Genomic DNA, 19,330 nt, shown 5'->3' with positions numbered 1-19,330 from the left:
ATCGGGTGCAGGCCTGGATTGGGCATAGCCTGGCAAGTCTGCGTTAGAGCCGCCATAGATGCCAGTCCCTGGCTCAAGTAGCCGCTGGCGCCCATGACACCCCCATGACGCTCTCCGGCAGTTCCCTGTTCAACGCTGCCGGCGGTCTGGGACTGTTTTTGCTGGGGATGGGCTTGATGACGGAGGCCTTGCGCAGCCTGGCGGGCAACAGCCTGCGTCAGGCCCTGCTGCGCTTCACCCGATCCCCCTGGAGCGGTGCCGCCGCTGGGGCGATCGGTACGGCACTAGTGCAATCTTCAACCGCCACCACCGTGGCCACGGTGGGTTTTGTCAGCGCTGGGCTGCTCAGCTTCCAGTCGTCCCTGGGCATCATCTTCGGCGCCAACGTGGGCAGCACGGGCCTGGGCTGGCTGGTGGCCCTTTTCGGCATCAAGTTTGAGCTGGCCGGGGTGATGCTGCCGCTGCTGCTGGTGGGGGCCGGCCTGCGGCTGCTGGGCCGCGGCCGCCAGGCGCTGCTGGGCCAGGCCTTGGCTGGGCTAGCGCTGCTGTTTTTGGGTATTGACGCGCTGCAGGAGGCGCTGGCTGGTCAGGGGTTGCTGCTTGATCCGGCCCGCTTTGATGCTTCCCTGCCGGGGGGGCGGCTGCAGTTGCTGCTGCTTGGTCTGCTCAGCACGGTGATCACCCAATCTTCGGGGGCGGGGGTGGCCACCACCCTGGCGGCCTTGGCGAGCGGGGTTATTGGCCTGCCCCAGGCCTGTGCCCTGGTGATCGGCATGGATGTGGGAACTACCGTCACCGCCGTGATGGCCTCGCTTGGCGCCAGCCTCAGCGCCCGCCGCACCGCGGCGGCTCATGTGATCTTCAACCTCCTCACCGCGATCGGGGCCTTCCTGCTGCTGCCGGCCTACCTGGCGCTGCTACGGCTGGGTTGGCCAGCCCTGAGCCAGCAGGACCCTGAATTTGCTCTCACCGCTTTCCACACCGGTTTCAACCTGCTTGGTGTGCTGCTTGTGCTGCCGTTCACCGCGCCATTTGCCGCCCTGATCCGGCGGGTGGTGCGGCCGGGGGAGGGACGCCTGATCGATGATCTGGCTGACACGCCGCCGGCCGAGCCCGCTGCTGCCATCGGCCTGGCCCGCCAGTCCCTGCAGGCGTGTCTGCTGGAAATGCTCCAGTTGCTGAGCGATGGGCTGGCTAGGGGCAACGGCAGGCCCGCCTCAGGCGCTCAGCGGCTGGCTGTGCTGCAGGCCGATTTAGATCGACTCCAGCTTTATCTCGATCAGATCCACTTGGCGCCGGGGCCGCATCCGGGCAGCGATGAAGCGGTAAGGGAGGCCCTGCTCCACCTGCTGCATGGTCTTGATCATCTTCAGCGCCTACATGAGCGTTGTGAAGAGGAGCAGGACCGCCTGCGCACCGCAGCCACAAGCCCGAGTTTGGCTAGCGAGCGCCAGAAGCTCCTGGCCACCCTTGAGCAGCTGCCCGTGCTGGTGCAGCAGGGCCACTGGGCTCAAGCCAGCGCCCTGGTCAGCGCCTGTGCCCAGGAGTTACATCGCCGTGTCGGGCCATACCGCCAGGAGGTGCTGGCAGTGGTGGCCAGGGGCGAGCTGAATGTCGATGCCGGTACGGCCCGGCTGGAGGCGATTCGCTGGCTGCAGCGGGTGAGCCAGCACCTGGGGCGGGCCTGCTACCACCTCGGTGGCTCAGGGCTGCACTAGCCGCCAGGGCAGGGTTTCTCCAGCATGGAAGGGCACCAGTTCGACGGCGGTGCCGGCCGCATCATTGAGGTGGAGCCGGCTGGGTACCTCCAGGGGCTGCCGCTCCAGGGTGACCTTGGTCTCGTTGAGCGGTAGCCCGTAAAACCGGGGCCCAAACTCTGAGGCGAAGGCCTCCAGCCTCTCCAGGGCGTTCTCCTGCTCAAATACCGCCGCGTAGCTCTCCAGCGCAAATGGGGCATTGAAGATGCCAGCGCAGCCGCAGGCCGCTTCCTTGGCAGTGCGGGCATGGGGTGCGGAATCGGTGCCCAGGAAGAACTTCGGGTTGCCGGAGGTGGCGGCGCCCCGCAGGGCGATCCGGTGCAGTTCCCGCTTGGCCACCGGCAGGCAGTAGAGGTCGGGCCGCAGGCCGCCGGCAAACATGGCGTTGCGGTTGATGTGCAGGTGGTGGGGCGTGATCGTGGCCGCCAGGTTGCCCGGCCCGCTACGCACAAAATCAACCGCATCACTGGTGGTGATGTGCTCAAGCACCACCTTCAGGCCGGGGTGGCGCCCCAGTAGGGGCTCCAGGTGGCGCTCGATGAATACCGCCTCCCGGTCAAAAATGTCGATATCGGCGCTGGTTACTTCGCCGTGGATCAGCAAGGGCATGCCGATGCGCTCGAGGGTGTCGAGCACGGGCGTGATCGCCTCGATTGAGCTGACGCCAGCGGCTGAATTGGTGGTGGCATGGGCTGGGTAGAGCTTGCAGGCCACCCAGGCCCCCTGGCGGAAGCCCCGTTCGATTTCGGCGGGATCAATGGCATCGGTGAGGTACGCCGTCAGCAGTGGTTCGAAGCGACTGCCGTCGGGCAAGGCTTCGCGGATGCGGCGGCGATAGGCCTCGGCTGCCGCAGCAGTAGTGACAGGCGGGCTCAGGTTTGGCATCACGATCGCCCGGGCGAACTGGCGGGCCGTAGCCAGGGCGACGGCTTGGAGCATGGAGCCATCCCGCAGATGCACATGCCAGTCATCGGGTTGACGCAGGCTCAGCTGCTGGCTTGGCATGGCGCGGGATCGGTGGTGGTGGAACTGGTAAGGATTCGTGTCTGGACGGCATTGTTGCCGCGGGCACACAACCCTCTGTTTAGCGTTGTATCGAGTTCGTCGGCGGGCTTCCTTCCGAACTTTCCCAGCATGACCGTTGCCCCCAAACCCACGATCGGAGAATTGGAAGCTGGTTACTCCGGCTGCTGCAAGGCCCTACGGCTACTGATCCGGGAAGGGCGCAGTTTGGAGGCGATCAAGCGCACCGTGGCCTGGGACCGACTCAGCCTGCTCCACTCCTGCCTACCCACCCGTTACAAGGCACCCGACTATCTCTACGCCCTGCTCAAACGCGAGGTAACCGAATCGGTGTGAATCCTTGGCGGTGTGAACCCTTCGTGCTTGTCGACTTGACGCTTCCCGTCTAAAGCGGGGGAATGGCATCCAGCCGCTGCTCCACCAGCGGCCCTTTTTATGGCCCATCACCAAATTTTGATTGTCGGCGGCGGCGCCGCCGGCATCACCGCCGCCGCCCAGCTGAAACGGGCCCGTCCGGCACTTGCGGTAACGATTTTCGAGCCCTCCAGCGATCACTACTACCAACCGGGCTGGACCCTGGTGGGTGCAGGTGTGTTCAGCCTTGAGGAGACTCGCCGCTCTGAGGCAGATCTCATCCCAGCGGGGGTGACCTGGATCCGGGATGCGGTGGCTGGTTTCGATCCGGATCGCAACCTGGTGAGCACAGCCAGCGGCCAGAGCCTCAGCTACGACGTGCTGGTGGTGGCCACCGGCCTGCAGCTCTGCTGGGACAAGATCAAGGGCCTGCCCGAGGCCCTTGGCCAGGGCGGGGTGTGCAGCAACTACAGCCAGCACCACGCCGCCTACACCTGGGACACTCTCCAGGCCTTCAAGGGCGGCCAGGGGGCCGACGGCAACGCCGTGTTTACTTGTGCGCCGATGCCGATCAAGTGTCCGGGGGCGCCCCAGAAGATCGCCTATCTGGCTGCCGATGTTGTTGCCAAGAAGCGACTAGCGGCAAAGGTGATCTATGCCACCGCCACGCCTGGCATCTTCGGAGTGCCCGTATATGCCGCACCGCTACGGGAGGTGGTGAAGCGCAAGGGTATTGATGCCCGCTACAACCACGTGCTTACGGAGGTGCGTCCCCAGAGTCGGGAGGCGGTGTTCAAGGTGAGTGAGGGAGACACCAGCCGCGAAGAAGTGATCGGTTACGGGATGCTGCACGTGACGCCGCCGATGGCTGCCCCCCAGGTGGTGGCAGATAGCCCGCTGGCAGCGGCGAGCGGCTTCGTCGAGGTCGACAAGTTCAGCCTGCAGCACACCCGCTACGCCAATGTGTTTTCGCTCGGCGATGTCAGTGGCATGCCGAACTCCAAGACGGCCGCGGCGGTGCGTGGCCAGGCGCCGGTGCTGGTGGCCAACCTGCTTGCCCTGCTCGATGGCCAGCCCTTAGCGGCGGCCTACGACGGCTATAGCTGCTGCCCCCTGATCACCGGCTATGGCAAGGCGATCATGGCTGAGTTCAACTATGAGCAGCAGCCGGTCCCCTCCTTCCCGCTCGACCCCACTAAGGAGCGCTGGAGCATGTGGTGGATCAAGCGCAAGCTGTTGCCTGGGCTTTATTGGAATCGCATGCTCACCGGTGCCCAGCACGAGCGGCGTTTTATCCCCGGGCTGAAGGGCTCAGCCGTGTAGCCGTCGCCCTTCACGCAACATCTCTGAGGGGCGAATGCCGTAGGTGTTGTGGAAGTCGCGGCTGAAGGCGGAGAGGTTGCTGAAGCCCAGTCTTGAGGAGATGCCGGCAACGCTGTCGCTCGGCGAGGGGTTGAGCAGGTGCTGCCGGGCCAGGCCAAGGCGCTGGCGGCGGATCCATTGGATTGGTCCGCAACCGAAGCGTTGGCTGAAGGCGAGCTGCAGGTTGCGTCTCGAATAGCCACTGCGCTGCTCCAGCTGCGTGAGGTTGATTGGTGATTGCAGATTCGCCCCAATCCACTCCAGCAGTTCTTCGAAGATCAGTTCCCTGCAAAGCCCCTCGTCCTTCCGGCGGCCCTGCAAGTCCTGCCTTTCTAGTTGAGGGCAGAGGGCCAGGGCCAGGATGCGATAGATGAGGTCGTCGATCTGCAGCGCCGCCAGATCGCCATGGGCTTGCAGCTCCGGCGCATCCAGCAGGGCAAAGGCCCGGCGCATGGTGATCAGCAGTGTGGCCTGCCGGCCCTCGGTCATTGAGAGCACCTGGGGACGCTGCAGATCGGGGGCAAAGCGTCGACCGGATAACCCCATGCCGCCGATGGCAGCGGCCGTGTCCTGCAATCGCTGTAGGTCTACGTGCAGCACTAGACCGTTGTAGTGCCCAGTGGTGTAGTTGTAAGAGAAACCAGGGTTGAAGTAGAGGGGTGCTTCAGCGTGAATGTGGAAGGTGTTTCCATCCACTTCGTAGGAAGACTCCCCCCGGTAGCAGATGTTGATTGCGGCTATGCCGGGGTTATCACCGATGCAGCCATGAATAGGACTTGTATATCCAGATGTGAGAGTGAGGTCTCCAGCCACGGCTGTGCTGGCCCGGTGCCGAAACGGGTTAAGCAAGGGGTTGCGAGGGGCAAAATCCTCTACAGGAAAGTGCTGGGCCAGCTTGGTAGCTAGGGCCTGGGGATCCAAATCCACCACCGCTTGCTGGTCGTGGAACACCAGGGGGAACTGGGAGACAGGATCCAAGCCAGACCAGATCAATGCTCAGACCCTAATGAAACCCGGCTGCGGTGCCAGCACCTGGGAAGCAGTATTAATGCTTAGTGATTTAGTGCTCAGCTCTGCTTCGGGAGGTTTAGCAGGGTGTCCTTGCTGTCCTTGAGATCCTTCCAGATGCGGCGGATTTCGGCGTAGGCCTCCTCCTGACTCACCTTGCCATTGCTTTGCAGGCCCACCACCAGTCCGACCCTCTCGGCAAATGATTCGAGGTTTTGGTGAAACATCAAACGCTGGGGAGTCCAATCAGAGCCCCGGTAGGTGGAATGGGGCTCCATGGGCGAGATCAGGCCGTTGGCCTCGGCTCTCGGATCGGATGGGGTGGGCCGGGGCCCCGCACTGGACACTGGAGTCTGATGAACTCATCTCAATTTAGAAGGATCTGATTAAGGAGTGTTGAAGGGCGCTTCGGTGTCGTCAGGAGCACCGGCGGCATCAGGTCGGCGGCCGCAACATGCCAAATCATCCGATCTGCGCTCTCATGGATCAGTCCACGGGTGGTAGGTGGCTTCAGGTAGTGATGTGTCTGCTGATCCAGGCCAGCATCGTTGCCGGTGGCCAACTCTTGATCCGCTGGCAGGCTCCTGATCTGACCCCAACGTGCTGCGCCCCACCCCTGGTGCTCTGAATTCCCACCTGCTGGAGGAGCGGCCTGCCAATTTGCCGGTCCACCTCTACGTCTCTGGAGGGCGGCACCGCAGTTGCTTCAGCGCCGTTTTGTTTGAGCCAGACGGCCCCCGGCTGATATCCCTGCACAACCCTGCCGAACTTTTGCCTCTGCAAGCGCTCGGCTATCCCATCTGGCTGAGGGTGATGGGCCTGGGCGATCCAAGGGTAGTTGAGGCCATGCTCGACATAGTCCAAGTGCCTCGCATGTTGCTGCCTCCCCTACTGGAGGTGCCTCAGCGTTCGCGGGTTGATGGGCTCGGGGAAGCCGTGATCGTGGTGCTGCACCGGCTCAGCTTTGCGCGTGATCCATTGCACCTGCTCAGTTCCCAGGTGGGTCTGCTACTACTGCCCAACCTGCTGGTCACCTTTGAGGAGGCTCCGGCGGGGGAGTCGTTTCCGGAGCTCACCGCCTGGCTGGAATCCAGGGTCGGTGCGGTGGAACATCGCGACCTCGATGACATTCTCCACTTCCTGGTGGATGAGTTGCTCGATGCCCTTTTCCCCATGCTTGAGCAGATCGCCAATCGCCTCGACGATTTGGAAGAAGCTGCCTTACGGGACCCTAAGCCGAAGTTATTGGCCCGGGCTTTTGTGCATCGCAGCAACCTGCGCACGATTCGCAACCAGGTCTGGCCCCTGCGCCACCAGATCCGGGTGCTGCTGCGCCAAAGGCAGCAGCTACTCGGCGCCGATGCCCTAGTTGGCTTTCAGGAGATGGCCGATCTGGTGGAGTTGCTGTTTGAAAACTGTGAGTTGTTGCGCCATCAATGTGATGCCATCACCCAGGCCTATTCGGCCAGTGTGGGCAACAGGATGAACCAGGTGATGAAAACCCTCACCATCCTCACCAGCATCTTCGCGCCGCTCACCTTCATCGCCGGGATCTATGGCATGAACTTCACCAACATGCCTGAGCTGCGTTGGCATCTTGGCTACTTCTACTGTCTGCTGTTGATGTCAATCGTGGGCGTAATCCAGACCTACTGGCTGTGGCGCCGTGGTTGGTTTGCGGATTGGACGGCACCGCGCTGAAGCCACAACCTGGCCTTAACCCCTCTAAGCCCTGGAATCACCCAGACTTCTGTTGTGGTTGTGACCGTTATGCGCCCTGCCTTGCGCTTTTCCTGGCTCCATCTGGCTCTCCTGTCGCTGTTGCCCTTGGAAGTTGCCCAGGCGGCGACTCCTGCTCCGCTGCGCATCGGCGGTTCCAGCACAGTGTTTCCGGTGATGCAGGCATCTATCCAGGCTTATCAAAAAGCCGGTGCCAATGGCCAGGTGCGCTTTGAGCTCAAGGAAACGGGCACCTCTGCCGGCTTCCGTCAGTTCTGCAGCGGGCAGCTTTACCTGGCTAATGCTTCCCGCCCCATAAGCGCCAAGGAGCTCAAGGCTTGCGCCGCCAAAGGGGTGCGCTTCCTTGAGCTGCCGATTGGTTTTGATGCAATCACGGTGGTGGTCAACCCTAAAAACACCTGGGCCACCCGCATCACCACCCGCGAGCTCTCCCGCCTCTGGAGCCAGGCGGCTGCCGGCAAGGTGACTCGCTGGAGCCAGGTGAACCTGGATTGGCCTGATCGCCCGATTCGGCTTTGCGGCCCTGGCAAGGATTCCGGCACATTCGACTATTTTAATAAGGCTATAAACGGCAATGATAAAAATTCGCGCGCTGATGTTTTTACAAGCGAAAACGACAACGATCTGGTTACCTGTGTAGCTGGTAACCCTGATGCTCTCGGCTACTTTGGCTATGCCTATTTTCAAGCCAACAGCAAGCGTTTAAAGGCCCTCAGCGTTGTGGGTAGTAAGGGTCCTGCATATCCGTCACCTCAGTCGGTTCAGAAGGAGAGTTATGTGCCCCTATCCAGGCCTCTCTTTATTTACGTCAACGATCAGGCATTGCTTAGCCAGCCTGAGCTGCGAAAATTTGTTGCTTACACAATCCAAAATGGTTTGAAGCTGGTCAAGCAGGCGGGATATATCCCCATGCCCTCCAGCACCTACCGCTTGGTGGAAAGCAAGCTCTACCGCCATGTGCTCGGCACGGCTTTTGGCGGCGATTTACCGGTGGGTCTTACCACCGGCCAAGCTCTGCAGCGCAGCTTAGATAGCATCAAAAAACCAGAATTCCGTTGAGTTCCGCATGGTGTTGATGGATCGCTGCCGCGGTTTAGCAAGTGGTGCCTTTGCGCGGGAACTGCTGCAGAAACAGGTCGCCAAGCTGGTCCAACTGCAGACACCAGTGGCATCAGGCGAGGGCAGCGAGCCGCTGCATCAGATGCGGGTAGTAATGCGTCGGCTGCGCACGACATTGGTTCAGTTTGAGCCGGCCCTGCAGCTGCCAGCTGCTGTTAATGATCAGCGCCTTGCCAAATGGGTGCGCCGTTTGGGGATGGCCCGGGATCTAGATGTTTTACGCGAACGCCTCGAAGATGGCTTCCTGCCCCAATTGCCGGCAGCGGAGGTGAAGGCCCTGCGCCCAGTGCTCAGGCAGTTGCGCCGCGAGCGTCAGCTAGCCCACGGCCATGTGGTGGAGGTGTTGCAAAGCCGCTCCTACCTAGAGGGGTTGGGTCAGCTACAGCGTTGGTTGAAGGAGCCCGCTTTCACGTCGCTTGGTGAGCAACCGATTTCACAGTGGGTGGTGGAGTGGCAGGGCCCCGCAGTTTCGGGTCTGTTTCTGCACCCGGGTTGGCAGATCAGCAAGGATTCGGTTCAAAAGAATTCTGCTGAAACCGAGCAGTTGCATGAGCTGCGCCGCCAGCTCAAGCAGGTGCGTTATCTGCTGGAGAATCTTGCTCCCTTGCAGGGTGCCGCCACGGAACCCTGGATTAGCCGCTTCAAGCTGGGCCAGGAGCTGCTGGGGGAGTGGAATGATCTGCAGGTGCTGCAAAGCGCCATCCACGACCAGGTGCCAGGACGGTTTGAAGACACCTTGCCCCAACTGGAGTGGCTGCTGGTGCAACATCAACGCCATTGCTGGCTGCAGTGGCGCGAGCTGGTGGATGAGTTGTTGCCCCACCGGCAGCGCCGCCGCCTGCGGTTTGCCCTACTGGCGGAGCCGCGGCCCGCTGGGCCGCGTTCTTGGCTGAGTGTTGGCTTAAGGCGCGTCCTGGGAATTGGTTGATGGGAAGCGGGCACTGAGCCGCAATTCAGCAGCAATTCAGCAGCAATTCAGTCAAATGTGTCCAGGAGCACATTGGCTATGTCGCCTAGTTGCTCGTTTTGGCCTTGCTTCGTAGATAACTTGCCCTCGACTTCCTTTGTGAAGTCTTTCCTATCGGTGTGAGGACCCGATGAATCTTTCTAAAAAGCTGCTGCTGGCTTTGGCTGGCACTGGCATGATGGCCCCCATGGCCGCTTCTGCTCAAGAGCTGGCTTCGTTGAACGGTGCTGCTGCCGTCAACGAGTACATGCAACAGCAAGACGTTGATCGCTTCCGCGCTTGGGAATCCAAGAACCAAGTCACCAGCGTCACCCAGTTTTCCGACGTCCAGCCCACCGACTGGGCTTACCAGGCTCTGAGCAACCTGGTTGAGAAGTACGGCTGCGTTGCCGGCTACCCCAACGGCACCTACAAAGGCGGCCAGGCCATGACCCGCTACGAAGCGGCTGCCCTGCTTAACGCCTGTCTCGATCGCGTCACTGAAGTGACCGACGAACTGCAGCGCCTGATGGAAGAGTTCAAAGCTGAACTTGCCACTCTTCGCGGCCGCGTCGATGGCCTTGAGAAGAAGGTAGGGGTCTTGGAGGCTCAACAGTTCTCCACCACTACCAAGCTGCGTGGTGAAGTGAGCATGATTATTGGCGGATCTCCCAACTACGACGGTGACGGTTCAACCAAAACCACCTTCAACTACGACGTCCGTCTCAGCTTCGATACCAGCTTCACTGGTAAGGACTTGCTGAGGACCCGCCTGCGTAGTGGCAACTTCCTCGATGATCCTTTCGGCAGCAGCGGCAACGTGTTCAAGCTGGATAAGGCTGAGGAAAATGCTGTTGATGGGGGAAATGCTGTTTCCATCGATCGACTCTTCTATACTTTCCCAGTAGGCAATGAAGTGAAGCTTACGGTCGGCGCACTCGCCCGTAACACCGAGATGCTTACCTTCCTGCCAACTGCTTATAAGTCTGATATCCTCGACTTCTTTAACCTGGCCGGTGCAACGGGTACCTACAACAAAGCCACAGGTGCTGCTGCAGGCTTATCTTGGAAGCAAAAGGTCAAGAAAGGCAACCCCTTTGTTTCCTTTGATGTCAACTGGGTTTCCCAAGATGGTGGCGAAGGAGACGGCTTCGCAAACTCCCAAATTGGTGCCTTTGAGTCAGAAGGTGCACAGAACATTCTGGCCCAGTTGGGTGTTAAAGGCCAGAACTGGGGGGCAGCAGTGGCTTATCGCTACGGCTCCGAAAATGCACGCCTGAGGGATCCCAACAGCCCTTCCAGTGACTTCTTCCGGACAGTGGGTGCTGGTCAGGATAGCAACAGCGTTTCGCTCGCTGGTTTCTGGGAACCGATGGATGCTAAGTGGCTTCCCTCGATCTCCGGTGGCTTTAGCTACACCAACTACACCAGCGGAGATACCCAGCCATCAGCGGACATCTGGTCTTGGATGGTTGGCCTCCAGTGGAAGGATGTGTTTGCCAAGGGCAACAGCGCAGGCTTCGCAGTGGGTTCACCCCTCTACGTGACCAGCAGCTCCGATAATGGTGTTGATCAAACCCCTGGCTACATGTATGAGTTGTTCTACCGCTTCCGTGTCTCTGACAATATCTCCGTCACCCCGGCCGTCTTCTGGATCACTAAAAACTATAACGACGGTAATGCTGGCGAAGGTACTTATGGCGGCGTGATTCAAACCACTTTCCGCTTCTGATCCAACTGGCGTTTATCCAGACACTCCTCACCGCTTTCTCGTAGCTACAACTCACACACCTTCAGCCCCCCAGCAATGGGGGGCTTTTTATTGCTTGCAAAGCTAATTTGCGCCAATCTTGAACCCCCCTTAACCGGGCGATAAAGACTGCTAGCTATGCGTCTTGCTATTAATGGGTTGACCCTAAAAGTCTTTTTCCATGACCTTCGCCAAGAAGGCCCTGATTGTCGGTACCGTTGCAGCTATCGGTGCTGGCGCAACTTCAGCAATGATTCCTGCGCTTGCCCAGGCCACTATCAATGGCGCCGGGGCAACCTTCCCTGCAGCTTTCTATCAGCGCGCTTTCGCTGGTGTGGCCAACAAGGTGCGTGTCAACTACCAGTCGGTTGGTTCCGGCTCGGGCGTGCGTCAATTCGTAGCCGGTACTGTTGAATTCGGCGCCACCGACGAACCAATCAAAGACAAGGAGGCTGCTAAGGTAAAGCGTGGGGTGATTCAGTTCCCCGCTGTGGGGGGCACCATTGCTATCGCCTTTAACAAGGCAGACTGCAAGAACCTTAAGCTCACTCAGCAGCAAGCCGTCGACATTTTCCTCGGCAAGATCAACACTTGGGATCAGCTCAAGTGTGGTAAGGGCAAGATTACTGTGGCGCACCGTTCCGATGGTTCCGGTACCACCTTTGCGTTCACTAACAGCCTCTCGGCCTTTTCTTCCGAGTGGAAGAGCAAGGTGGGTGAAGGCAAGAGTGTCAAGTGGCCTGTAGGCGTTGGCGGTAAGGGCAACGAAGGCGTTTCTGGTGTGATTCAGAACACCCCCGGTGCAATCGGCTACCTCAACCAGAGTTACGTTAAAGGTGCTATCAGAGCTGCTGCCCTGCAAAACAAGGCCGGCAAGTTCGTCATGCCCACAGAAGAGAGCGGCGCTGCTGCACTGAATAACATTAAGCTAGATTCAATGCTGGCTGGGGAAGAGCCAAATCCATCCGGTGCAAACAGCTATCCGATTTCGACTCTCACCTGGATCTTGGCCTATCGCACCGGTAACGGTGACAAGGCTCCGGCGATCCGTGAGGCGATGTTGTTTCTGCTGAGCCCGAAAGCCCAGGGTCAGGCCTCCAGCCTCGACTTCGTGCCACTTAAAGGCAGTATTCTCTCCGCGTCTAAGAAGGCCGTCGGTCAAATTGGTCGGTGATCGCAGCCTTTCTACTGCGAACGTATTGAAAGCTAAGGCCCCGCAAGGGGCCTTTTTTTGTCTTGCTTTATGGGACGATTTCAAGCCTGCAGGTGCCAGGTATTAGACGTGCGTAAGTTCTTACTTTGGGCCCTTTCACGCAAGGATCACAAGGTAGCAGCTGAGCTCTCTGCTACGTACCCCTCAAGGGTGATGTGCTGAAGCCTGCCAAGGCAGCCGTCGCCAAGATTGGCAGTTGAAGTCGAGATTCTCCGGATCTGATCAATAGGCTTAATCTAGGGTCTATTGAGGTCCCCTTCTCTCTTGCTTAGCATTTGCCTCTTGACTAGGCCCTCAGTTAGCGTAGCTCTTGCCGGCATGCTTGTTGCTGTTGCGACGCTGCCAACTCCCTCGCGGGCCGAGGTGGGAGTTAGCTCCCGGTCTATATTGGTTGGGCAGTCGGCTGCTTTTAGTGGGCCGGCGGGCCAGCTTGGCAGTGAGTTTCGCGAAGGTGCCCACCAGGTATTTGATCAGGTGAACGCCCAGGGGGGAGTTCATGGGCGACAGATTGTGATGGTGTATCGCGATGACCGCTACGAGCCCGAGCTGGCCAAGCGCAACACGGAGCGCTTCATACGCTCCGACAAGGTTTTTGGTTTGTTTGGTTATGTAGGTACGGCTACGGTTAAAGCCTCGTTACCACTGATTAATCAATACCGAGTTCCGTTAGTGGCTCCGCTCACTGGGGCCCAGTTGATCCGCCAACCGGTTAAACCCTTGGTGTTCAATATTCGGGCCAGTTATCATCAAGAAATTGAGGCCACAGTTCGGTATCTGCTCCGCTACGGGCGCCGCTCCATTGCGGTGGTCTATCAAAATGATGCCTTTGGTCGCGATGGTTTAGAGGGAGCCCGCAAAGCCCTTGCGGTTCGGCGCCTACAGCCCGTGGTGGCTGTTACGGTTGAACGTAACTCTGCAGACACGTTTGAGTCAGCTCGACGGGTTGCGCTGGCGCGTCCCGACGCGGTACTTATGGTTTCGTCCTATGGCACCGTAGCTAGTTTCATTACGAATCTGCGCCGCCAAGGTAATAAGGCCCAGGTAATGAATGTGTCGTTTGTAGGAAGTAATGCACTTGCACAGGCACTCCCTCCTGAATTTCGGCATGGTGTGGGCGTTAGCCAGGTGGTGCCATTCCCTTGGAACCCTCGGGTTCCTGTTGTGCGGGATTATCAAAATACAATTCGCCGTAATCGAAGTGATGCACCTTACGGCTTTTCAAGCCTTGAGGGTTATATCTCCGCCACAATGCTCGTTCGTGCACTTCAGGCCGCAGGGCCCAATCTCACCCGTGAGCGTTTTCTAACAGCCATGGAGACCATGGGTCCAGTCGATTTGGGAGGCTTTCCGCTTCGTTTTAGTGCCAAACAGCATCAAGGCAGTGACTTCGTTGAACTCACATTTTTAGTGGGCCGCGACGGCGCCTTTATCCATTGATTGTTATGTATTTTACTCCTGCTTTTGCAATGGTAGCCAACAGAGTTCTCGATGATATCCTGCTCAATACTGGAGTTCTGATACTTTACCTTGGATTTGTCTTTCTAACCTTCGTGGCCTTGCTTTTGGCCCGCTGGGTTAAGGCGCGTGGCAGTATTCAGATTCAAGCAGCATTGCTAAGTCCCATGGGCTCGCTTTATACGTTGACTACCGCTTTTTTGTTGTCTAATGTAATTTTCCAGTATACAAATTTGCGTAGTGCGCTCACGCAGGAAGTGGTAACTATTAATAAGCTTGGTGCCGTTATGTCTGTTCTCCCGGCTGATCAGCGTATTGAGGGAAGAAGGCTTCTTTATGATTATGGCGAGTCAATCGCACGGGATGAAGCGCTGACGATGCGTAATGGTACTCGTAGTGAAGTAACTCAAGAGTCTATTGACCGCCTCAGGGATTTCCTTTCTACCCGGGATGCCTCACCTTCTAAATCGATTGAGGTAACGCCTGAATCGGTGAATTATTTCCGTAAGGCAAGTGATTTCGGTTTTGATCTTATTGATGCTCGCGAACGTCGCCTTTCCCTCGCTGCGCCCCAAGCCTTTCCAGTGAGGCTAGTGCTCGCAATCGGTGTGATGTATCTTGCGCTCGCCTTGTTGTCTTTTCTGGTGCAGAGTGGTGCTTGGACAACTCTTTGGGTGGCTATCATTTTGTTGTTATCTGCTCCCGTGCCGGCTGTTATGTTGTTTGTATATTCAAACCCGATTGCCAGTGGTTTGATCAATATCACAGCCACGCTGGAAGCCGTTTTGGCTCGGAGTCTTTGACAATGATAATTATTCGTGTTTTTGCCGTCTGCCTTGCTGCCTTGACTTGCGGCTGCGTTAGTTCTACTAGCGCAGACTTGGATGAAAGTGCGGCAGTTTCCTTGGAGGGAACAACTAGTGTCGAGACTGCTAATGCTTACTATCGCTGGTTCAATCAGCTTGCGGTCCGTAAGGGAGTAAATGTAGAGTTGCAATCGAATAACCTTGCTCCTGATTTATCTAGTCTTGCTGCCGGGCGGAATCAGTTTGCCGGCATTGATAAATCTCCGTCGGTGCAAGAGTTAAAGGCCTTGCCCACGGAGGTCTTGGCATTTCCTGTCACTGGGATTGCTATTGCGGTTGCCTACAACCAACCGAATTGTCAGTTGAAATTGACTCGGAATCTGCTCGTCGAGTTATTCCTTGGCAAGATTCGCAATTTTTCTGAGTTGGGTTGCCCAGATCAGCCGATTACTCTTCTTTATCGGGGTGATGCCTCAGCTGCTACCGCCCATTTCACGGCTTCCCTAGCTGCTGTAAGTCCAATATGGCGTAACGGCCCAGGGTCGGGACGGCTTGTTTCCTGGCCCTCTGGTGCTGCAGTGCAGGGAGCAGATGCCATGGCGAATGCCTTAGAAGCTACTCCTGGCAGCATTGGCTTCCTTGAATCACCATTCTTACGCTCACCTTTGCAGTCGGCAGCCCTTCAAAATCGCAAGGGCGAGTTTGTTCGTCCGGATATAAAGGCTGCAGGTCTTTCTCTGTCAGGCATTGCTCTTGACAATAGATTGTTAGGCTCTAGCTCCGATCCATCCAATGGTTATCCAATTGTTTATCTTAGTTGGATGCTTGTGCCGAGAAAAGGTTTGGCAGCCAACCTGCCGGCTATTAAAACAAGCCTTACGTATATTCTCAGTGGAGCGGGCCAGGATGATTCTGAGTTATTGGGTTATGTGCGCTTGCCTGCCGACTTGAGGCAAAAATCCTTCGGTCAGCTTGGTAGCATTCAGCGTTAGGTAGTTTCTTGAAGCTGCCGCGGCGGGGTTGGCAAGCGAGTGCTCACCAAGGCCGCTAGAGCAACAAGTACTGCCGAGCTCCACAGGCAAGCCTGCAGGCCGCCCAGCAGAAATAGGGCTCCTGATAGCACGGTGCCCAGCAGTCGGCCGGCGGCATTGGCCATGTAATAGAAGCCCACGTTGAGGCTCACATCCTCCGCTTCGGTGTAGGCGAGGATCATGTAGCTGTGAATTGATGAATTCATCGCAAACACCACTCCAAATACTGCCAATCCCACCACTACTGCTACCCCAGGCTGGCCAACCTCCCGCCACATGGCAATTGCAATCAGGGCTGGAATAGCCGTGAGTACCGCACTCCAAAACCGCACTGCTGCTACTCCTGGAGGGGCGCACCTTCCCCAGGATCGGCGCAGGGCCGGTGCCGATCCCTGCACGATTCCGTAGCAGATTACCCACAGGCCCATGAAACCGCCCACCTCCCAGAAGCGCCACCCCAGGGCGCTCTGCAGAAATACCGGTAGAGCCACCACAAACCAAACGTCGCGAGCACCAAATAGGAAGAAGCGTGCCAGCGACAACACGTTGATGCCCCGGCTCTTGGAAAACAGCGCCGTAAAGCTTGGTTTCTGTTTCATCCTGCCGATATCTGCCGGCAGCACTAGGGTCACCAGAAAGGCTAAAAACAAACCAGCAGCCATCGCTGCAACCGCGGCGTTAAAGCCGATTGTGGTGAGCAACACCCCGCCGAGAAAAAAGCCCACTCCCTTGAGGGCATTTTTGGAGCCTGTGAGAATAGCTACCCACTTAAAAAGTTGACCTTCTCCCTTGCTGTGGTCTTCCGGAGTTTCGGGCACTACGGTTTTAATGGCGCTCTTGGCACTCATTTTGTTGAGATCCTTGGCTATGCCGCTGATCGCCTGGGCCACCATCACGTAAGCCACGCTCCACCATTTTGGCCAGTCTTCAGCTACTGGGATCAGCATTAGCAGCGCCGCTACCTGCATCAAGGTGCCGCTCCAGAGAGTTAGCCGCAGACCAAAGCGCGCTCCCAACCAGCCACCATAGAGGTTGGTGATGATGCCGAAAAACTCATAAAAAAGAAATAGAAAGGCGATCTCAAGGGTGCTGTAGCCAAGCTCGTGGAAGTGGAATACCACGAGCATGCGCAGGGCACCATCGGTGAGCGTGAAGGCCCAGTAATTGGCCGTCACGATCATGTATTGCTGCAGGGCTGAAAGGGCGCGGCTCATGGCTCAGGTTCAGCGCTCGTCGATCAGGGCCACATGGCTCACCAGATCGGCCATGCGAGAGCTGTAGCCCCACTCATTGTCATACCACGCGTATACCTTTAGCTGGGTGCCGTTTACCACCATGGTCGAGGCGGCATCGATGATGGCGCTGCGATCATCATTTACATAATCAACTGAGACCAGCGGCCTGGTTTCGTAGCCAAGAAGGCCGCGCAGTGGTCCGTTGGCAGCGGCTTCAAAGGCGCTGTTTACCTCCTCTACTGTCACCTCGCGCATTAGTTCAAATACTGCATCGGTGAGGGAGGCATTCAGCAGCGGTACCCTCACCGCATGGCCGTTTAGTTTTCCTTGCAGCTCTGGAAAGATCATTCCAATCGCCTTGGCTGACCCCGTGGTGGTGGGGATCAGGCTTTGCATGCAGGAGCGGGCCCGGCGCAGGTCGCTTTTGAAGCCATCCACCACTACCTGGGTGTTGGTGACGTCGTGCAGGGTGGTGATTGAGCCGTGCTTGATGCCAAAGCTCTCGTGAATCACCTTCACCACCGGCGCCAGGCAGTTGGTTGTGCAGGAGGCGGCGGTCAGTAAGCGGTGCTGGCCTGGGTCGTAAAGCTGGTGGTTGATACCGAAGACAACGTTGAGAGCCTCTGCCCCTGCGATTTCACCCTTCACTGGGCAGGCCACCACCACGCGTTTGAGGCCCACTTGGTCGAAATAGGGCTGGAGTGTTTCCGGTGTTTTGAACTTGCCGCTGCACTCCAGCACCATCTCCACGCCGGCTTCCCTCCAGGGCACTGCGGTCGGATCGCTCTCCCGCGTGTAGCTCACAGCCTGGCTCCCCACGAAGAAGCCCCGCGTATTTCCTTGCACCGCCTGTTGCCAGCGGCCATGAACGGAGTCGAAGGCGAGCAGGTGCGCTGCGGTTTGAGCATCACCGCCGCAGTCGTTGACGTGAACCAGCTCAATGCCGGGACGGCCCCACAGGGCCCTAAACACCAGGCGGCCGATGCGGCCAAAGCCGTTTATGCCGATTTTCATGGATCAGAGCCGACAATGGCGGCATGGATTGCGAGACCCTAAATCAATATGAGTTGATTCATCAACTAAAATTGGTGTATGAGTGTTCTAGATCACCCTGTGGCGCTTGAGCCCACCAAGGCTCGGGCCCTGCTTAAGGCCATGGCCGATCCCCTCAGGCTCCAGGTGCTTGAAGCCTTGGGGGCAGGTGAGCGCTGCGTTTGTGAGCTCACCAGTGAGCTGGGCCTAGCCCAATCGAAGCTCTCTTTCCATCTCAAGGTGTTGAGAGAGGCTGGTTTGATTGAGGCCCGAGATGAGGGCCGCTGGGTTTACTACAGCCTGCGCACCGATGCGATTGAGCAGTTGCGCGGCTGGCTAGGGGATTTGGCTGCCAAATGCTCTACTCCTGCCCCCTGTTGCCGATGACCTCCCCTGCTCAAGAGCCCGTTTTGGCTCGACTTTCTCTACTTGATCGGCTTTTGCCGTTTTGGATCCTTTTGGCGATGGCGAGCGGCCTATTGCTTGGTCGCCTGTTGCCTGGTCTTCAGTCGCTGCTTGGCACCGTGCAGGTAGGCCATACCTCGCTGCCGATTGCGCTGGGTCTATTGATGATGCTGTATCCGGTGCTGGCCAAGGTTCGCTACGGGGAGCTCGCGCGGGTGGCCAGCGACCGCAAACTGCTGGGACTGGCGCTCGGCTTGGTTTGGGGTTTGGGTCCCTTGCTGATGTTCTGCCTGGCTTGGTTGTTTTTGCCTGATCAGCCCGAATTTCGCACCGGTTTGATCCTGATCGGTATCGCTCCGTGCATTGCGATGGTGTTGATATGGATTGATCTGGCTGGGGGCGACCGGGAAGCGGCTGCGTTGCTTGTGGCTATTAATTCTGTTATTCAGGTGCTCGCCTATGCCCTGCTTGGCAGCTTTTATCTGCAGATCCTGCCTGACTGGCTTGGTCTTAATAGTGAGGTGGTGAATTTCTCGTTTTGGGAGATTGCTAAGGCGGTGATGATTTTTTTGGGAGTTCCTTTGCTTGCAGGTTTCCTTACTCGACGTATTGGCGTGCGAACCAAAGGTGTGCGCTGGTATGAAAAAACCTTTTTGCCACGGCTCGCTCCTTGGGCTCTCTATGGCCTGCTGTTCACGATTGTGGTGATGTTCGCCTTCCAGGGTCAGGCCATTACATCTGATCCGCTTCGGGTGCTGTGGATAGCCATTCCACTGTTTATTTATTTCGTTCTGATGTGGAGCCTGGCCTTTGTTATTGGCCGCTGTAGTGGCCTCGATTATAAGCGCACCTCGTCGCTCGCCTTCACTGCTTCTGGCAACAACTTTGAACTGGCAATTGCCGTCAGTATCAGTGTTTGGGGTGTGACTTCTCAGCAGGCCCTTGCCGGGGTCGTGGGCCCTCTGATCGAGGTTCCTGTTTTGGTGGGCCTGGTTTACGTCTCGCGGGCTTTGAGAGGATGGTTTCCTCTGGTTTATGAGAATTGAGCGCTGTTCCATTGTCATGGGCTTCACCACACTGCCTCGGCTTTTGAG

At 58.0% G+C, this 19,330-nt stretch carries 19 protein-coding genes; 13 read left to right on the top strand and 6 right to left on the bottom strand.

From position 1 onward, the window contains the following. Positions 1-104 precede the first annotated feature (104 nt). Positions 105-1,718 carry a Na/Pi cotransporter family protein gene (locus KBY73_RS07385; protein ID WP_254936442.1) on the top strand — a complete coding sequence of 538 codons (1,614 nt, stop codon included), beginning with the start codon at positions 105-107 and terminating at the stop codon, positions 1,716-1,718. Here the strand turns inward: KBY73_RS07385 and pyrC are convergent. Beyond that, positions 1,704-2,762, bottom strand: a complete 1,059-nt coding sequence (pyrC, locus tag KBY73_RS07380; protein ID WP_254936441.1) for a dihydroorotase — start codon at positions 2,760-2,762, stop codon at positions 1,704-1,706. The two genes, KBY73_RS07385 and pyrC, sit on opposite strands and share 15 nt — an antisense overlap. Positions 2,763-2,891: 129 nt before the next feature. Between pyrC and KBY73_RS07375 the strand changes: the two genes are divergently transcribed. Next, entirely contained in the window at positions 2,892-3,116 is a 225-nt protein-coding gene (locus KBY73_RS07375; protein WP_254936440.1) for a DUF3136 domain-containing protein, read from the top strand. 99 nt (positions 3,117-3,215) lie between these two features. After that, positions 3,216-4,457: an FAD/NAD(P)-binding oxidoreductase gene (locus KBY73_RS07370; RefSeq protein ID WP_254936439.1), complete on the top strand. Its 1,242-nt coding sequence runs from the start codon at positions 3,216-3,218 to the stop codon at positions 4,455-4,457. Here the strand turns inward: KBY73_RS07370 and KBY73_RS07365 are convergent. From KBY73_RS07365 to KBY73_RS07355, 3 genes are all read right to left on the bottom strand, one after another. Further along, positions 4,446-5,474, bottom strand: coding sequence for an AraC family transcriptional regulator (locus KBY73_RS07365; RefSeq protein ID WP_254936438.1), 1,029 nt, complete (start codon positions 5,472-5,474; stop codon positions 4,446-4,448). The two genes, KBY73_RS07370 and KBY73_RS07365, sit on opposite strands and share 12 nt — an antisense overlap. A gap of 89 nt (positions 5,475-5,563) precedes the next feature. After that, positions 5,564-5,782 carry a hypothetical protein gene (locus KBY73_RS07360; RefSeq protein WP_254936437.1) on the bottom strand — a complete coding sequence of 73 codons (219 nt, stop codon included), beginning with the start codon at positions 5,780-5,782 and terminating at the stop codon, positions 5,564-5,566. Between the two features lie 89 nt (positions 5,783-5,871). After that, on the bottom strand, positions 5,872-6,066 hold the full coding sequence (locus KBY73_RS07355; protein ID WP_254936436.1) for a hypothetical protein: 195 nt from the start codon (positions 6,064-6,066) through the stop codon (positions 5,872-5,874). A 38-nt stretch (positions 6,067-6,104) separates the two neighbouring features. On the opposite strand from KBY73_RS07355, the gene KBY73_RS07350 reads away from it, so the two are divergent. The 8 genes from KBY73_RS07350 to KBY73_RS07315 all read left to right on the top strand — a co-directional run bounded on the left by KBY73_RS07350 (position 6,105) and on the right by KBY73_RS07315 (position 15,525). Next, entirely contained in the window at positions 6,105-7,205 is a 1,101-nt protein-coding gene (locus KBY73_RS07350) for a CorA family divalent cation transporter (RefSeq protein WP_254936435.1), read from the top strand. A gap of 81 nt (positions 7,206-7,286) precedes the next feature. Continuing rightward, complete coding sequence (locus KBY73_RS07345) at positions 7,287-8,303, top strand: PstS family phosphate ABC transporter substrate-binding protein (protein WP_254936434.1); 1,017 nt, start codon at positions 7,287-7,289, stop codon at positions 8,301-8,303. 7 nt (positions 8,304-8,310) lie between these two features. Continuing rightward, positions 8,311-9,291, top strand: a complete 981-nt coding sequence (locus KBY73_RS07340; RefSeq protein WP_254936433.1) for a CHAD domain-containing protein — start codon at positions 8,311-8,313, stop codon at positions 9,289-9,291. A gap of 169 nt (positions 9,292-9,460) precedes the next feature. Then, positions 9,461-11,041 carry an iron uptake porin gene (locus KBY73_RS07335; protein ID WP_254936432.1) on the top strand — a complete coding sequence of 527 codons (1,581 nt, stop codon included), beginning with the start codon at positions 9,461-9,463 and terminating at the stop codon, positions 11,039-11,041. Between the two features lie 199 nt (positions 11,042-11,240). Then, a complete protein-coding gene (pstS, locus tag KBY73_RS07330) occupies positions 11,241-12,233 on the top strand; it encodes a phosphate ABC transporter substrate-binding protein PstS (protein WP_254936431.1) in 993 nt (330 codons plus the stop codon). 357 nt (positions 12,234-12,590) lie between these two features. Then, positions 12,591-13,709, top strand: a complete 1,119-nt coding sequence (locus KBY73_RS07325) for an ABC transporter substrate-binding protein (RefSeq protein ID WP_254936430.1) — start codon at positions 12,591-12,593, stop codon at positions 13,707-13,709. A 5-nt stretch (positions 13,710-13,714) separates the two neighbouring features. After that, on the top strand, positions 13,715-14,530 hold the full coding sequence (locus KBY73_RS07320; protein WP_254936429.1) for a DUF4239 domain-containing protein: 816 nt from the start codon (positions 13,715-13,717) through the stop codon (positions 14,528-14,530). A 77-nt stretch (positions 14,531-14,607) separates the two neighbouring features. Beyond that, positions 14,608-15,525: a substrate-binding domain-containing protein gene (locus KBY73_RS07315; protein ID WP_254936428.1), complete on the top strand. Its 918-nt coding sequence runs from the start codon at positions 14,608-14,610 to the stop codon at positions 15,523-15,525. On the opposite strand, the gene arsJ is transcribed toward KBY73_RS07315, so the two are convergent. Then, positions 15,522-16,778: an organoarsenical effux MFS transporter ArsJ gene (gene arsJ / locus KBY73_RS07310; RefSeq protein ID WP_254936427.1), complete on the bottom strand. Its 1,257-nt coding sequence runs from the start codon at positions 16,776-16,778 to the stop codon at positions 15,522-15,524. The two genes, KBY73_RS07315 and arsJ, sit on opposite strands and share 4 nt — an antisense overlap. Before the next feature lie 9 nt (positions 16,779-16,787). Continuing rightward, positions 16,788-17,813 carry an ArsJ-associated glyceraldehyde-3-phosphate dehydrogenase gene (locus KBY73_RS07305; protein WP_254936426.1) on the bottom strand — a complete coding sequence of 342 codons (1,026 nt, stop codon included), beginning with the start codon at positions 17,811-17,813 and terminating at the stop codon, positions 16,788-16,790. Between the two features lie 78 nt (positions 17,814-17,891). Between KBY73_RS07305 and KBY73_RS07300 the strand changes: the two genes are divergently transcribed. Both KBY73_RS07300 and arsB read left to right on the top strand, forming a co-directional pair. Next, entirely contained in the window at positions 17,892-18,218 is a 327-nt protein-coding gene (locus tag KBY73_RS07300; RefSeq protein WP_254936425.1) for a helix-turn-helix transcriptional regulator, read from the top strand. Further along, positions 18,188-19,282 (top strand): ACR3 family arsenite efflux transporter, encoded by a 1,095-nt coding sequence (arsB, locus tag KBY73_RS07295; RefSeq protein WP_315858409.1) that lies wholly within the window; start codon positions 18,188-18,190, stop codon positions 19,280-19,282. Before KBY73_RS07300 ends, arsB begins: the two co-directional genes overlap by 31 nt. Positions 19,283-19,330 lie beyond the last annotated feature (48 nt).

The sequence above is a fragment of the Cyanobium sp. Tous-M-B4 genome (genome assembly GCF_024345395.1).
Lineage (GTDB): Bacteria > Cyanobacteriota > Cyanobacteriia > PCC-6307 > Cyanobiaceae > Cyanobium_A.
Note: the sequence above shows the minus strand (reverse complement) of the source record. Positions and strands in the feature narration are given on the sequence as shown.